General features: G+C 49.0%; 16 protein-coding genes. 12 read left to right on the top strand and 4 right to left on the bottom strand.

Annotated features, from left to right (window positions below):
• Window positions 1-160 precede the first annotated feature (160 nt).
• The 9 genes from GI364_RS03595 (at window position 161) to GI364_RS03635 (ending at window position 7,097) form a co-directional block, all read left to right on the top strand.
• Window positions 161-1,720 (top strand): recombinase family protein, encoded by a 1,560-nt coding sequence (locus GI364_RS03595; protein WP_198852345.1) that lies wholly within the window; start codon window positions 161-163, stop codon window positions 1,718-1,720.
• Between the two features lie 48 nt (window positions 1,721-1,768).
• Entirely contained in the window at window positions 1,769-1,969 is a 201-nt protein-coding gene (locus GI364_RS03600) for a type II toxin-antitoxin system HicA family toxin (protein WP_198852346.1), read from the top strand.
• A 46-nt stretch (window positions 1,970-2,015) separates the two neighbouring features.
• Window positions 2,016-2,426: a type II toxin-antitoxin system HicB family antitoxin gene (locus GI364_RS03605; protein ID WP_198852347.1), complete on the top strand. Its 411-nt coding sequence runs from the start codon at window positions 2,016-2,018 to the stop codon at window positions 2,424-2,426.
• Between the two features lie 139 nt (window positions 2,427-2,565).
• Window positions 2,566-3,033: a spore germination protein gene (locus GI364_RS03610; RefSeq protein ID WP_198852348.1), complete on the top strand. Its 468-nt coding sequence runs from the start codon at window positions 2,566-2,568 to the stop codon at window positions 3,031-3,033.
• Complete coding sequence (locus GI364_RS03615) at window positions 3,033-4,151, top strand: GerAB/ArcD/ProY family transporter (RefSeq protein WP_198852349.1); 1,119 nt, start codon at window positions 3,033-3,035, stop codon at window positions 4,149-4,151. Before GI364_RS03610 ends, GI364_RS03615 begins: the two co-directional genes overlap by 1 nt.
• Window positions 4,144-4,332 (top strand): hypothetical protein, encoded by a 189-nt coding sequence (locus GI364_RS03620; RefSeq protein ID WP_198854205.1) that lies wholly within the window; start codon window positions 4,144-4,146, stop codon window positions 4,330-4,332. The genes GI364_RS03615 and GI364_RS03620 overlap by 8 nt, the downstream gene beginning before the upstream one ends.
• Window positions 4,333-4,688: 356 nt before the next feature.
• A complete protein-coding gene (gene rnhA, locus GI364_RS03625) occupies window positions 4,689-5,120 on the top strand; it encodes a ribonuclease HI (RefSeq protein ID WP_198853835.1) in 432 nt (143 codons plus the stop codon).
• A complete protein-coding gene (gene queG / locus GI364_RS03630; RefSeq protein WP_198852350.1) occupies window positions 5,117-6,253 on the top strand; it encodes a tRNA epoxyqueuosine(34) reductase QueG in 1,137 nt (378 codons plus the stop codon). Before rnhA ends, queG begins: the two co-directional genes overlap by 4 nt.
• 211 nt (window positions 6,254-6,464) lie before the next feature.
• Entirely contained in the window at window positions 6,465-7,097 is a 633-nt protein-coding gene (locus GI364_RS03635; RefSeq protein WP_233095995.1) for a methylated-DNA--[protein]-cysteine S-methyltransferase, read from the top strand.
• Window positions 7,098-7,220: 123 nt separating this feature from the next.
• Here the strand turns inward: GI364_RS03635 and GI364_RS03640 are convergent, their stop codons facing one another.
• Together GI364_RS03640 and GI364_RS03645 are read right to left on the bottom strand one after the other, a co-directional pair.
• A complete protein-coding gene (locus GI364_RS03640) occupies window positions 7,221-8,753 on the bottom strand; it encodes a CotS family spore coat protein (RefSeq protein ID WP_198852352.1) in 1,533 nt (510 codons plus the stop codon).
• 175 nt (window positions 8,754-8,928) lie between these two features.
• Complete coding sequence (locus tag GI364_RS03645) at window positions 8,929-10,017, bottom strand: isocitrate/isopropylmalate family dehydrogenase (protein ID WP_198852353.1); 1,089 nt, start codon at window positions 10,015-10,017, stop codon at window positions 8,929-8,931.
• Window positions 10,018-10,383: 366 nt separating this feature from the next.
• Between GI364_RS03645 and GI364_RS03650 the strand changes: the two genes are divergently transcribed.
• The 3 genes from GI364_RS03650 (at window position 10,384) to GI364_RS03660 (ending at window position 12,742) form a co-directional block, all read left to right on the top strand.
• Window positions 10,384-11,367 carry an amidase domain-containing protein gene (locus tag GI364_RS03650; RefSeq protein ID WP_198852354.1) on the top strand — a complete coding sequence of 328 codons (984 nt, stop codon included), beginning with the start codon at window positions 10,384-10,386 and terminating at the stop codon, window positions 11,365-11,367.
• Between the two features lie 48 nt (window positions 11,368-11,415).
• Entirely contained in the window at window positions 11,416-11,874 is a 459-nt protein-coding gene (gene trmL, locus GI364_RS03655; RefSeq protein ID WP_198852355.1) for a tRNA (uridine(34)/cytosine(34)/5-carboxymethylaminomethyluridine(34)-2'-O)-methyltransferase TrmL, read from the top strand.
• A gap of 136 nt (window positions 11,875-12,010) precedes the next feature.
• A complete protein-coding gene (locus GI364_RS03660; protein ID WP_198852356.1) occupies window positions 12,011-12,742 on the top strand; it encodes an HAD family hydrolase in 732 nt (243 codons plus the stop codon).
• Window positions 12,743-13,322: 580 nt separating this feature from the next.
• On the opposite strand, the gene GI364_RS03665 is transcribed toward GI364_RS03660, so the two are convergent.
• Both GI364_RS03665 and lpdA read right to left on the bottom strand, forming a co-directional pair.
• On the bottom strand, window positions 13,323-13,523 hold the full coding sequence (locus GI364_RS03665; protein ID WP_198852357.1) for a hypothetical protein: 201 nt from the start codon (window positions 13,521-13,523) through the stop codon (window positions 13,323-13,325).
• Between the two features lie 16 nt (window positions 13,524-13,539).
• On the bottom strand, window positions 13,540-14,949 hold the full coding sequence (gene lpdA / locus GI364_RS03670; protein ID WP_198852358.1) for a dihydrolipoyl dehydrogenase: 1,410 nt from the start codon (window positions 14,947-14,949) through the stop codon (window positions 13,540-13,542).

The raw sequence follows: 14,949 nt of genomic DNA on the forward strand, positions 1-14,949 counted from the left end.
CTTAGAGAGAACCCCGGTCCTTGCTCTATGTATGGGCTGCCTCGGTTCGACGATAAAATACAGTCGTAGTGGATATGTGTAAATGGGTTTGGGAATAGATGCTATTGTAGGTCCTCTAACAACATTGTACTCTGTATGTAAAAGGAAACTGGAGGTACTGATGAGGAAGGCCGTTATCTATACAAGAGTATCAACAGACGAACAAACAAGAGGATTCAGTTTGGAGTCTCAACGAGAACGAGGTATAAACAAGGCAGATGAATTAGGTGTCACAGATACTATAGTGTTTGAAGAAGCCGGCGTCTCTGGTGAAGTGATAAACCGACCTGCACTTATGGATGCTATAGCAGCGTCTCAGCGTGATGAGAGCGTGAAATATTTCATCTGCAGCGATCCAGACCGACTTTCTCGTGATTTGACATACCTCCTTTTGTTCACAGAGCAAATCGAAAAAGGTAAACGAGTCGAATTAGTCTTTACGGATTTCAATCGTGAAGATACGGCAGAAGGCAAGTTGTTTTATTCCATTCGTGGTGCTATAGCGGAGTTTGAAAAGGCAATGATTCGTCGACGTACCATTGGTGGTAAAATCAAGAAGGCCCAACAACATAAATGGACCCATTGGCCAGATATCTATGGCTACAATTACAACGAGGGCGTTGTCACGGAGAATGAGGAAGAAGCCCGCACGGTTCGCATGATTTATGAATGGGGTTCAAACATGGGCACTGCCTCTATTTGTGGCCGGCTTCATGCTCTGGGAATATCTTCTCCAAGGGGGTCCAGAACGTGGTCACGTACGACAGTAAAGAGAATCTTAGAGAATAAATCATATCACACGGGAAAGACGTTCATCCGTAAGTATGACACCGGTGGAACTCATCTAAACAAGTATAGGGCGGATGAAGACAAGTTGGAAAGGAAACTTCGGCCAAGAGATGAGTGGGTGGAAATGGAGATCCCGCCATTGGTCACTGAGGAAGCTTTTCAGGCAGTACAACGCCGGTCATTAGTCGCTCGCAGACGTGCAACTAGCAACATAAATGGACGTTTCTTGCTCAGTGGACTTTTGAGGTGTGGACATTGTGGGAAGACTTGGCACGGTCACTCTGGGTGGAATCATAATAAGACTAAGAGACGTATCTATTATGTCTGCACATACAAATCACCAGGGCCGCCCAAAGGACAGGGATTAGAAAGATGCCCTACATCTTTCGAGCCTGCGCCGTTGATTGAAGAAGCCGTCTGGAATACGGTGAAGGGATGGATTCTGGACGATGAACAGATATCTGCTTTTCACAACGCACAACTGACGCGACATAAGCCGAGTAGCCATAGTGCTGAACGCGAAAAGCTTGTTGAGCGGTTCAACCAGATAAATCGAGAAGAAGATGCGTTAATCGAACGCTTAGCCAGAGAGTCCAATCCCCGAGTGCGCGGTAAGTTGAATGAACGTCTTGATAAAATTTCGGCAGAATTAGATCAGATTCAGACATTGCTTGATGAGTTAGACTCTGCTGAATCAGAGACAGCAGCAAGCGAAATAGATTCCGAAGCAATAAGTTGGATTCGTGAAAACCTTCCGGATCCTGAACAAATGTCCTTTGAGCAAAAGTACGAGGTAATTCACCGCTTGATTACGGAGATCGTCATTCAGCAACAAGGTGACGAGTTACAGTTAGACATTAGAACTCTCAGACCAATGCCTCCCAAGGGTTGACACGTATAATCATACGTATTACAATGGTGTTAGGAGGCGATGGGAACGATGAAAAGCTATTCGTCCAGAGAAATCATACAAATCATCACAGCGGACGGATGGTATTTTGTCCGAGCCATCGGCGACCATCATCAGTACAAACACCCAACAAAATTAGGTAGGGTGACAGTGACGCACCCTGTCAAAGATATCCCAGTTGGTACGGCTCGAAGCATATTCCAGCAGGCAGGTCTTCCAATACCTCGATGATACGATAATCGCTGGCCCAGCGGTAAGGGCATGGGAGTGATCGCACATGGCAAAAGATAGGTATGTATATCCGGCAATCTTCGATTATGCCGACGACGGTATCTCCATAGAATTTCCGGATCTACCTGGATGTCTACCATGCGCAGAGACCACGGAAGAGGGAGTAAAAAACGCTCGTGAGGCCATGGCCCTTCACTTGTATGGCATGGAACAAGACCGAGACTTTATTCCGAATCCAACAGACATTACGGAATTACGGGTTGGACAAAATCAAGCCATCGTTTTGGTAGAGGTCTGGATGCCTCCGTTTAGGGATGAAATGGAACTTCGAGCAGTGAAGAAGACACTTAGTATCCCTAAATGGCTCGACGACTTGGCGCAAGACCAGCATGTAAATTTCTCGCATCTTTTGCAAGATGCGCTGAAGCAGCACTTAGGTGTAAAGGATAGAGTATGACATAGAAAACTCGCTGCTCGCCAGCGAGTTTTATTTTAGAGTTCATGCGCTTCTTTCCTAGCGATACACGGAAGCATTCTCCCTTCTCAGTATACCTACCTGTGCTGAAAACCGCTCATATTTCCCCCGCTGATTGTTAATGCTTGTATCGACAATTGGCATTGTGGGGGCGTTGATTATTGGGCAATCTGCGGTACAGGCCGGCATTGTCAGTCCCTTGCTTGTGATTATTGTCGCCGTAACGGCCCTGGCGTCCTTCACTATACCCAACTACAACTTGACGCTGGCTGTACGCGTGCTGCGCTTTGTTTTCATGTTCAGTGCAGCATTTTTCGGGTTTTACGGTATTGCACTTCTGTGGACGTTTATGACAGTGAAACTGGCGACACAAAAGTCGTTTGGCGTTCCTTTCCTTTCCCCAGTTGCGCCCGCTTCAGATGCATCAATGGATGTGTTTCTGCGGGGACCGGCCTACGCTATGAACCAGCGGCCTAAGTTCCTGTTTACACAAAAACGCGATCGTCAGCAGCCCGTAACCAGGCCGTGGAGTCCGCAGACCAGTCAAACGGCACGACAGAAATCAAAGAAGGGAAAGGGGAAACAGTAATGTCACAGAGAGAAAAGACGACTTTAGTGCCGCCAAGTGAACTGGGTGCATTGCAGATAGCGTTTGTCGGAACCGAAGCATTTCTGACTTATCCCCGGTATACGGCACAGTTGGCGCTAGAGGCTTCATGGATGATACCGCTTATTTCCGGCATGATTGCGCTACTGGTGTTTTTGTTTATCAACCGGCTGATAGAATCCAACTTTCCGGGTATGGACATCGTTGATATTACCGAAACCACGATGGGGTCTTTTGTTGCCAGTGTTGTATCCATCGTACTGTCCCTGTATTTCTTGTTTTCCACTGCTGCAGTCATGCGGTTGTTTATGGAGCACGTTGTAGCCACGGTGTTGCCGGACACACCACTGCTCGTCGTTGGCCTCTTGTTTAGCGTCGTTGTTGCCTACATCGCTTACCTTGGTATTGAGGCTATCTGCAGAACGGCATACCTGCTTTTGCCTGTCCTCTTTATTGGCATCGTCGTCTTGTGTTTGCTTACCTTGAACTGGTGGCATCCCCCGTTTTTGCTACCCTTATGGGGGAGGGGGATTCCATCTATTATCCGCAGTTCGTTCTTGTATAGTTCCATTTATATCAATGTCTTGCTGTTGTTAATCATATATCCCCATGCGACCGATGAATCCAAACTCGGTAGAATCGGCGTAGTCAGTATTGTATCTGCTGACCTGTTGCTCACAGGTTTCCTGCTTGCCTACAATATGGTCTTTCCAGCCTTTGAAGGGCAGTCCATATCGTTTCCTCTGTATCAGATGGCCCGTGTTATCTACATCGGACGCTTTTTTCAACGGATGGAGAGCCTGTTCATTTTCCTGTGGGTGATGATCGCGGTTGTCCGCATGTCCCTGACACTGTGGGCGTTTGTCCACTTAATGGCAAGAGGTCTCAGATGGCCCACCTATAAACCTGGAATTGCTGCAGGTGCGCTGCTTGCGTTTATGTTGAGTTTAGTTCCCACGAGTGCACTCCAGGCAGTCACTATCGCCAAGACGTATTTGTTGGAATGGGGAGATGTCATTGTTTTTGGGATCCCAATCACAGTTACAGTGTTGGCGTCATTGCTGAAAACCAAATCGAAAAGGGGAGTGCAAGGTGTCTAGTACAATTGTCACCATGATTGGGTTAATGATTATCCCTGCAGGTATCTTTATCTACACCATCAATGCAGCCAGGTGGATGCAAAAGAAGAAAAACATGACTGCCGCCGTCTCAGCGTACATGCTGGCAGTTATTTCCCTTGCCGCCAGCGGGGTAGTCCTCTACCGCTTAATTGCTGCCTAGTTGGCTGATGAGTGGCATGGAGCGTGAGGGAAACTGGTGAACGGCAGGGAGCCTGGGGAAGAGCCTGAGAGAAGGTCAGAGAGAAGGTCAGAGAGAGCGGCGACGTTGAAGGAAGAGGCCGGAAAGGGCCTTTTTTACGTTGTGTTTCTTTTGTTTTCGAAAGTGAACGCACGCATCCGGTCGTCCTTGTATAATAGACGCAAGGTGATTGGCTGAAGGTGGCGGAGTTGAGGAAACTGCAAGTTGTGTTAATGATAGACCACGCGTGCATTGCACTAAGTAGAGTGCCCCGTAACACCAGTGCGCAACACAGGGTACAGAAAGGACGGGATAGTTTGGCGAAAGAAAAGTCCCCGATGAAACAAATTGAAATTTGGACAGACGGAGCTTGTTCGGGGAATCCAGGACCCGGAGGCTGGGCTGCGGTCCTCACATATGAAGGACATACAAAAGAAATCTCAGGCGGAGAAGAAAACACCACGAATCAGCGCATGGAAATTGCAGCGGTGATGAACGCCCTTGAATCGCTCAAGGAACCCTGTGATGTGACCATATACAGTGACTCGGCCTATGTTATCAACTGCTTCAAACAAAAGTGGTACGTATCGTGGCAGAAGAATGGATGGAAGAACAGCAAAGGACAGCCGGTTCAAAATCGCGATTTGTGGGAACGTCTCCTAGATGCGCGGAATTCACACCATATTCAATTTGAAAAGGTGAAAGGACATGCTGGAGTAGACCTTAATGAACGCTGCGATGAACTGGCCCGTGAGGCAATCCCGAGATGACATTTGCTGTGTCCCTCGAGGATTTGAAGCAACTGGGCCGGAAGGCAGGGTTTGATGATATTGGGGCCACGAGTGCGGATGACTTCCCTGAACTCATTCCCCGACTTCAGGCTTATGAAAACCGGGGGAGAACGGGCTTTGAAACAGGAGACATTGCTTTGCGAAGTTCCCCGCGACAGTGGATGCCTGAAGCCAAGTCCTTGATTGCTGTCAGTATGGCCTATTTGACAGAAGCGGGCAAGAACCACGCTCGGAGACATCCTGTGGACTCACTGAGGGGCCGTGTCACAGTCTATTCTTATGGACAAGACTATCATCAGGTAATGAAAGAGCGCATGGCTGATCTGCACGAGCTGCTAAGCAATCACGTTGGGCACACCATTACCGCGAATTACGCAATTGACACTTCTCCACTAGTCGACAGACGCATTGCGGAGCGCGCTGGTATTGGTTGGATGGGAAAGAACGCGCTGTTGTACAGTTCTCAATATGGTTCGTACGTTTTTCTTGGTGCTCTCCTTGTAGACATTGAGGTGGAACTTTCTCAGAACGAAATGCCATCTCGCTGTGGCAGTTGCACTCGCTGTATGATTGCATGTCCAACCAATGCCATTGTTGGGCCGGGTGTCATTGACGCAAAGCGTTGTCTGTCCTTTGTCACACAAATGAAAGGTATCATTCCCAGGGAATTTCGAAAGCCAATGGGCAAGCGGATATGGGGGTGCGATACTTGCCAAACGGTGTGTCCGGAGAATGAAGGTATAGAATCCGCACCGCACGAAGAGTATCTGCCCCAAGGAGAGCTGGAATACCCGCAGTTGCTTGAGGTTCTGACTTGGAGCAACCGTGAATTTGCTTGGCGGTACGGCCGCACAGCTGCGGCTTGGCGGGGGGTTCGGACATGGCAGAGAAACGCACTCATTGCTTTGGGCAATTGTAAGAACCGTGATGCAGTCTCGCATATTGTGCCGTTTCTTTCTCATAGCCGGGCAGAACTAAGGGCCAGTGCTGCATGGGCTTTGCAGCAATTAGAAACAAAAGCAGGGCAAGAAGCTGTTGCACAGGCGTACTTTAAAGAGGATGAAGATGTGGTCCGGGAGGAAATGAAATGGGCTGTTGACGCAACTTCCTAGTCCCGTTGGCATAAGAGGGACAACAGGTGCGACAGAGACAACCCAAACAACCCAGACAGCACCGAGAACCGGGAGAACCGGGACGACAGATTGAGACAAATTGCTCTGTGATTAGCCTCTGCACACAACCTGTAAGCATCCAGTTTGAGCCGTCAATTCTGCAGACTAAGTGCCAGCTTGGCTTTCTACTATCTGATTGGAGATGAAAAACATGCTGCAGTTCAGAACGAGTGCTGAGAGTAATCAGAGGTACTGTGAGTTTTGGCAAAGTCCGCTTGGCTTAATTCTGGTTTGTGCCAGCGAAGTCGGGGTGACCAATTTGAATTGGTACGATTTATCTGAGGAGTCCGACGAGGAATCTGTAAATCCTGCTTATGACAATCGGGATTCTTTGCTGCAGAACTTGCAGTTGGACGGAAGTTCGAGTTCTGATTTGGGAGAGAGTACTGCAGTGGAAGCAAAGCAGTGGACGGAAGCAGCAATTCAGCAACTGCGAGAATACTTTGGACGACAACGTACTGAATTTGAATTGACCATTCATGTCCACGGGACTGCATTTCAAGAGGCGGTCTGGGAGGCGTTGGCAAAGATTCCGTATGGTGAGACGCGATCGTATAAGCAGATTGCGCAATCCATTGGAAAAGCTGCTGCTGTACGAGCTATTGGCCAAGCAAACCGCAGCAATCCGGTTGCTGTGATTGTTCCCTGTCACCGCGTGATTGGTGCCAATGGAAAACTAGTTGGCTACGCAGGCTCCCATACGGAGTTAAAGGCGGATTTGCTCGATATAGAACGCGCGAGTTTGTTGCACGCGGATGACTGCCAAACGACAACCATGTCCTAAGAGCCGTCGCGAAGACAGGCTCTGGGGAGACTGGTTCGGCAACGGGAGCATGTAATCATGGCATTCCAGGGAACAGTACACACGAAGGTTTGATTTGGTCAGTGCTGTGGAGTTTATAGATTATCACTTTGAGATCTGGCTGCTAAGCGCCTCAAGAAATTGATGTCTCTTCTCTTCCTGACGAATATATCTCTTTAATTCATCAACTTGAGCAGCTTCTGGAAATATGCGAAAACGCGTATGAGCAAGCCTCCAGACCTTGTATGGAAACGTTAGCAGTGCTTGGATCAGCAGATACTCTTCATGGGTGATGGCTGCAACCTTGTCGAAGTTGAGAAAACTCACGTAGGCGACTTCGTTATCCCATTCCTGCATCTGTAAAGACCTCCGCAGCAGGTGAGCGATATCGAGTACGCGAGGGGCGAATGTGCACAAGTCTAAATCAAGTAAGCGGACTGCGTCAGCTTTATCGTAGATGAAGTTACCTGGTATCACATCCAAGTGACAGAGCCCGGCCCGGTATTCATCGTGCAGCAAAAAATCTTGGACATCAGAGTCATTTAGCAATTCAAGACTTTCTTCTGCGTCCTTTCGCAGTTGGTTTTCAATGCTCAACAAAAGCTTGTCAAAGGTTCCTTGATTCGTTTTCCCGTCCGCTTCCGCGAGCATCATTTTCAGGTCTTCATAACGCCTCTTTGTCATTTGCTTCAAATCAAACTCCATGGGCGGATTGTAACTTGCGGCTTCAAATCCCCTGGTAGCCTCGTGAAACTCAGCTAAAGCTGCAGCCACTTTGCCCACGTCCGTGTTGCTTGTAAAACGCACAGTCCGGCCGTCAATCCATCTGGTGGCATAATAGGTTTGGTCGTCTTGAATCACATAAGGGCGCTTTTGTTTTGATAGAGCAAACCGTGGACCTCGAATAAATCCCTGTTGTCTGGCATAGCGAATGGCGGAATGAAGAAACTGGATGCGCCTCCCATCGATTGACGATTCCTTCAGTGCATAGTTGTTACTGCTCGTTTGCACTCGGACTGCTGTACCAGAGTATTTTGCTTGTGTAACCTTCCAGCCATATTGCTTCACCACAGTTAGCGGAATACCAGCGTTTTGGAGGATTTGTCTCCAGGGAGTTGTGCCAGGGTTTTTTACCGATGATTGCTGGTGTGCCAAGGAAGCTTGAATGACATCTCGCTCATTCCTGTTCCGCGGCTGTTTGTCAGCTTTACTGTTTTTCGACGAAGTTGCAGATGACCCTTTGCCAACCGCACTTCTTCTTGCGTGATAGGCCTGTTCAGGAGAAGGCTGGTCGTTGTATTTAGCTTCTGTCACAGACTCGTCGCTGAGATACGGGCCATAGTCTTGTGGTCGACTGTATGGGGAAGAAGCCTGCGACCAAGTTGTCTGTGAATCCGGCCACTGGTTGTTTTGTGGCTGTCGCTGTCCTGAGTCGCCGCTGCTCTCGCGAAATGTCTCTGAGTGATGATATGAATGCTGTCGTTGCGAAGTCTGTTCTTCGGCTGTTGTTTGGCTGTGTGAGTGGTTCTGCGATTTGTTCTTCTGGTCTTCTATAATCCCTGCGAGAAATTGCGGAGGTTTTGTGAGTTCCTGAAGCAGTATTTTTGCCCATTCGGGCGTGTTGGATCTCTTCATCATGTCGGCATCCCTCCAGACAGATCGACAGTCTGTGGGATCAGCCTATGTCTCTGGTGAACGAAGCGGATGGGCCCGTGCCCATCCGCTGAGAATATTTTAGTACGATTTGTGCTTTAGGATTGTACCTTTCTTAATTACATAGCTGGCTGTAATGTTTTTTCAAATTCTTCGAGTCTTAGTGTCCAAGGGTACTTTGAATTTCCATTTTGTTCTTAACGCGTTGAATGACATCGTCCGTAAACTCAGTCGTATTACTTCCACCGCCCAAATCAGTGGTACGAACACCGTAGACAACCGCTTCTAACGTGGCCTCATAAATAATACGAGAGGCTCTTTGGGCTTGTTCGTCGTTATGGTGTGCCAGAAGAGATGCACCAGCTAGAATCATGGCCATTGGATTGGCAAGATTTTTACCAAAGAGACTTGGTGCTGTACCGTGAGGTGCTTCTGCCATAACCACTTTTGGCATCCAGTCTTCGTCCAGTGAGAGGAGAATGGACTCGGAGCCTGCGATGGAGCCAAACATTTGAAGAACGAGATCGGATAGGCAATCTCCATCTCTGTTCAAAGCAGGAATGACCAGAGGTTCCCCGGCTTTGACAAGCAACAGGGCATATGTGGCATCTATAAGTTGGGGCTCGTAGGCGACGTCGGTATGGCGTTTGGATGCAGCATCGAGTTCTTCTTTGAACATTCCTTCGTAAACGGGGCTCACAGTAAATTTAGGGCCTCCAAAGACTTTTGCACTCAACCGCTTTGCATGTTGGAAGGCGTATTCGGCAACTCCGTGGCAGACCGTCCGCGAAATTCTTTCCGTACGATACGCTACTTCATCACTACTGCCGCGTTCAGAGGTCTCACGCCACTCTTCTGCACCGTAGGCACCGTCAACAGCCATGCGCACAACAGAAATCGGGGAGAAGACACCTACCGGCGGCGCAATGCCAGGAATGCGCCGACCTGTTCTCACGATGACAGTTCCGTTGATTTCCTTACGCAAAATGGCGTTTGGACTGCCTACATCTCCCGACTGTTCCGGGGTGATGGTTGCAGCTTTTAGTCCGTAGCGGTGATCCCGCATTGCCGCAGCAGCATCATATACAACCTGGTTTTCAGTCTTACGTCGATTGTCCAGACTCAAATCAAACCGTTTAAATTCGATTGGAAGTCCCAGGGCGTCTGACGAAAGTACTCGCAGCGACTCTTCCAATAGTTCTTGACCTGTTTGGTCACCTTCCATAACAACAATGGTCATTTTCTCCATGGTTTCACCTCTTCATCTGTCTCTGGCGAAGATCTCCACTCGTTCGTTGGGGATTATGTTGCCCGTGTTTCTTAACAGATATCATTTTATAAATATCATTTTGCTACAACGGTAAAGTGTATCACAGTTAGCAGGACATGACGATATATTGTTAAACTGTCTGATTTCTTTCGCTTGAAAATGGAAACCATCAACCGCGTTACGAGTGAAGCAGAAGCAGCGGAGTACCATTTGAGTCATTTGTTACATACGTTGTAGCAAAGCCCGGTACAGATGTCACGATCGTTGTGCTTTTCATAGCAAATACCTGAGCAGTTGTGAGCAGATACACCCGCTTTTATTGCAGCGAATTGAGGAGGGAAAAGATTGGCCAAGGTAGTGGATGCTATTCGTAAGTACTTTGATGAGCGTAATCGCGCCTGGGTGACAGGAAGTTGTAATGAACTGAGAGACAAATCTCGCACAAGCGTGTCCACAGCATGGCTGAGGGATTTGCAGCACCGAATTCGACGCAAGCAGCAGGAAATGAGGTACAGGAAAAGTCAACTCCTAAGGGCTCATTCTAAGGTTGGTGTGAAAAGTCTGCAACAGGATGGAGACCTAACAACAGCAGAAATTATTGAAATCATTAATTGGATTTACAGGGACGGCCTAAAATACTCAGCAGAATCCAGAATCGTAGCACACGTGCAGAAATGGAAATTGCACAACGGGGAATGGTTGTTGGCAGAGGCTGTGGAATCCAGTGAACTGAAGCAGCGTAGCAAGGAACTTCCCATCCAGAAGAGTGAGACAGGCAGAGGCGATGCACCTCTATATCCATATCCGAGATACTTGCAGTGTCAAACCTACGACAGAGTTCGGGCTCAACGCTACGCAGACCTGTGGTGGAATTCTTATAATCCGGCATATGTGAAGTTTCTTGAAGATGATTGCACCAACTTTATTTCTCAATGTCTTTACGCCGCAGGAATGCCAATGCACAAGGAAGGTAATAACAGAGCCAAAGGATGGTGGTACTATCCCGGCAGTGGTCAAAAAGGTGTAAACTGGAGTTACAGTTGGTCTACGTCAAACGCTCTGCATCAATATCTGGTACATGTTGTGGGAGCAACCATGATTGAAGACCCGAATAAGTTGAATGTTGGCGATCTGGTGTTTTACGATTGGAACGGACAGGGGACGTTCCATCATACGACCATTGTTACAGACTTCGACAGCAATGGAGATCCACTGGTGAATGCCCACACAGAGCCAAGTTACCATCGCCACTACAGGTATTTGGACAGTCCTGCATGGACACCGCAAACACGTTACTCTTATGTACATTTACCTTCAGATATCTGTTAGTCATTTGTTAGTCAAACAAGACTGTTCTACTTGAAAGGAGGCACATGAGTGCACATCGTTTTAGTTGAACCAGAAATTCCAGCAAACACGGGGAACATTGCCAGAACCTGCTCGGTTACAGGAAGTGTGCTTCATTTAGTCCGCCCTCTTGGATTTTCAACGGATGACAGGCAGTTGAAGAGGGCGGGATTGGACTATTGGCACCAGCTCGACATCCGCTACCACGATTCCCTTCAAGAAGTTTGGGACAAGCACCCCGACGGGCGCTTTTTCTATGCGTCCACAAAAGGTGGGAACTGGTATTCCGAAATGACGTACACGGCAGATGATTTTCTCGTATTTGGAAAGGAGACAAAGGGGCTGCCGGCAGATGTTCTTGAGGCCCATCGTGATCGGGCGATTCGGATTCCTCAGGTGCCTGAAGCCAGGTCTTTAAATCTCTCAAATGCTGTCGCAATTGTTGCCTTTGAGGTACTTCGGCAGGTCGGATTTCCAGGGATGGTCTAACGCCGACTAGGGGAACGGGCTGAATGAGCTGAATGAGCGGATGAGCTGAATGAGCTGAATGAGCTGATGGGTGTCTCGAAGAAGGATCGCGCAGGTATTACATATATAACTGAATGGGAAAGGAAAGTGGAACCGGATGTTGCGAACCCTTTTATTTGACTTGGATGGAACCTTGCTCCCATTAGATTTGGACGTGTTTATGAAGGCTTACTTTGGCAAACTGGTTCATCATGTTCACGGTGTGATAGATGAGCAACAGATTGTCTCAGAAGTGTGGAAAGCGACCAAGGCGATGATCTCCAGTGAAGATGCAAGTCGCTCCAACGAACAGGTCTTCAAGGACGTATTTTTTGATTCAACAGGCTTCAAGGAAGAGGAATTCTGGCCCCTCTTTGATTCGTTTTACAGGGACAGGTTTGCAGAGTTGAAGGAGTACACGGAGCCGAGTCCGATTGCTCGAAAAATCTGCGACACCGCGGTTGGAAAGGGTTATGAGTTGGTAGTTGCCACCAATCCCTTGTTTCCGAGATTGGCTATTGATCACAGAATGGAGTGGGCCGGTATTGGAGACGTCCCCTTTCGACTCGTGACGAGCATGGAGAACATGCATCACTGTAAACCGAATCCGAAGTACTATATGGAGATTTTGGACATATTGGGTCGGGAACCGCAAGAAGCCATGATGTTTGGAAATGATGTGAAGGAAGACGGTGCTGCGAGCAGGACCGGCATGGAGACTTACTTGGTAACGGATTACTTGGTCCGGCACGAACAAGAACACTTCAACTTCACCCACGAAGGCTCGTTAGCAGACGTCTTAAAGTTCGTTCAAGAACTTCCCAGTGTCAATGCTGCAGTACGAGACTAGTCATAGAATCGGAGTGTAATGACCAGAGTAGGTGCTGGCGGACTGGCGGACTGGCGGACTGTGTAGAGGAACAGAGGAACAGAGGAATAGAGGAATAGAGGAATAGAGGAATAGAGGAATAGAGGAATAGAGGAATAGAGGAATAGAGGAATAGAGGCCCCGGCGGCAATAAGCACTTGCCAAGTGCTTATTGCTCCGAAGCGGCGGGCCAGTACCGTTTTAAGCTCCTGCGGAGTGCTTATTTGTCCATATTGATACCCGGCAGGGGTATGTATGCGGAACTTAAGCACTTGCCAAGGCCTTATTTTTAAATCATCCGTAATTCTCTCATCATTAAGCTCTTCTGGAATGCTTATTTTTTGGAGATCATACCCCTAATGGGTATAAATTGATGGTTTATATACCCCTGAAGGGTATATAAACTCCACGTATGAACCTAAATTATACCCCTGATGGGTATATTAGCGTGGGTACTTGGGGTATATGCAGTGGAGACACGGCGGGCAGAGGTGAATGCAACTGAGATATGAGCGAGAGAAGAAGGAAAGCGCCGGGTTTCCCCGGCGCTTCCATTTAGAATTCAAATTTGAAGGCTTGCAAATCCAACTGCGGTGTGCGGGAATCCAGCCAGCCGCCAGCCAGCCGCAGCCAGCACCTGCGGTGCCTTCCTTGCCTCCTGCCGCTGCATGCCACAGCCGCGGGCGGAACCGCGACTGGGCAAGCAAGACGCACACCGCGGCAGCACCGCCCAACACCTTCCAAGCACAATCAAGTCACTCACCCTACTACCTTACTTGCTACTTGCCGACAATGTGGATGGGGGAGCCCAGTCCGACCTCGGCGGCTTCCATGACCATCTCGCCCAAGGTTGGGTGAGCGTGGATGGTGAGTGCGACATCTTCGAGAGTGGAGCTCATCTCAATGGCCAGCCCGAGTTCGGCAATCAAGTTGGAGGCTTCGTGGCCGACCACTTGTGCGCCCACCAAAAGGCCGCTTTGCTTATCTGCAATCAGCTTGACGTAGCCTGAGTCTGCACCTAAGGCTACGGCACGGCCGTTGGCTGCGTAGGGGAAGCGTCCGACGCTGATTTCCTGGTACTGGTCTTTGGCTTCCTGTTCGGTTAGGCCGACGGTGGCGATTTCGGGATCGGAGAAGACCACAGCCGGGATACACCGATAGTCCACTGCGCTGGCTTTGCCTGCAATGGCTTCTGCAGCGACTTTACCTTCGTAGGAGGCTTTGTGGGCTAAGGCGGGTCCGGCAACGATATCGCCGATTGCATAGACGTGACTCAAGTTGGTTCTGCCCTGCGCATCTACTTCAATCAGACCCTTGTCTGTCATCTTAATGCCCACATCTTCCAGACCCATTTCATCCGTGTTGGGTCTGCGTCCGACAGTGACCAGGACGTAGTCTGCTGTGACAGACTTTTCTTCGTCCTTCTGTTTGAACGTCAATGTCACGCTGTCTTCCTTCTCCTCGACAGACTGTGCGAAGGCATTGGTGTACACATCGACGCCGCTCTTTTTGAGGCTCTGTGACACCAGACGAACAGGCTGTTTGTCGAAGGTGGGCAGAATGGAGTCCGTTCCCTCGATAATTGTGACCTTTGTGCCAAACTTGGCGTAAGCTTGACTCAATTCGATGCCGATGTAGCCGCCGCCGACGACCGCGATGCTTTTCGGCAGTTTGTCCAGGGCCAAGGCCCCAGTGGAGGAGATGACCCGCTTGCCGTAGGGCAGGGATTTTAGTTCTATGGGACGCGATCCCGTCGCAATAATGCACTCATTAAACTTCACACGCTCAGATTCATGCTCCATCATGACCCGGACTTCATCCTCTTTGGAGAAGTAGGCCTCACCTTGCATGACCCGAATTTTGTTTCCCTTCAGGAGTGTCTTGACACCGCCCGTCATCTTGTCGACAACAGACTGTTTCCATTCCTGAACCTTGGCGAAGTCCACCTTGGCGGTCGTTTCAATGCCAGGGAAGGGGGAGTTTGCCGAATTTTCGTAGTGGTGCGCTGCACTGATTAAAGCTTTGGAGGGAATACAGCCGACGTTGAGACACACGCCGCCGACCGCTCCCTTGTCTACAACCACTACGTCTTTCCCCAGTTGTGCTGCCCGAATGGCGGCCACATAGCCGCCGGGACCTGCTCCAATGACAAGTACGTCTACTTCTTCTGTAAATTCACCGACTACCAC

Origin of the sequence: Alicyclobacillus sp. SO9, assembly GCF_016406125.1 — a bacterium.
Classification (GTDB): domain Bacteria; phylum Bacillota; class Bacilli; order Alicyclobacillales; family Alicyclobacillaceae; genus SO9.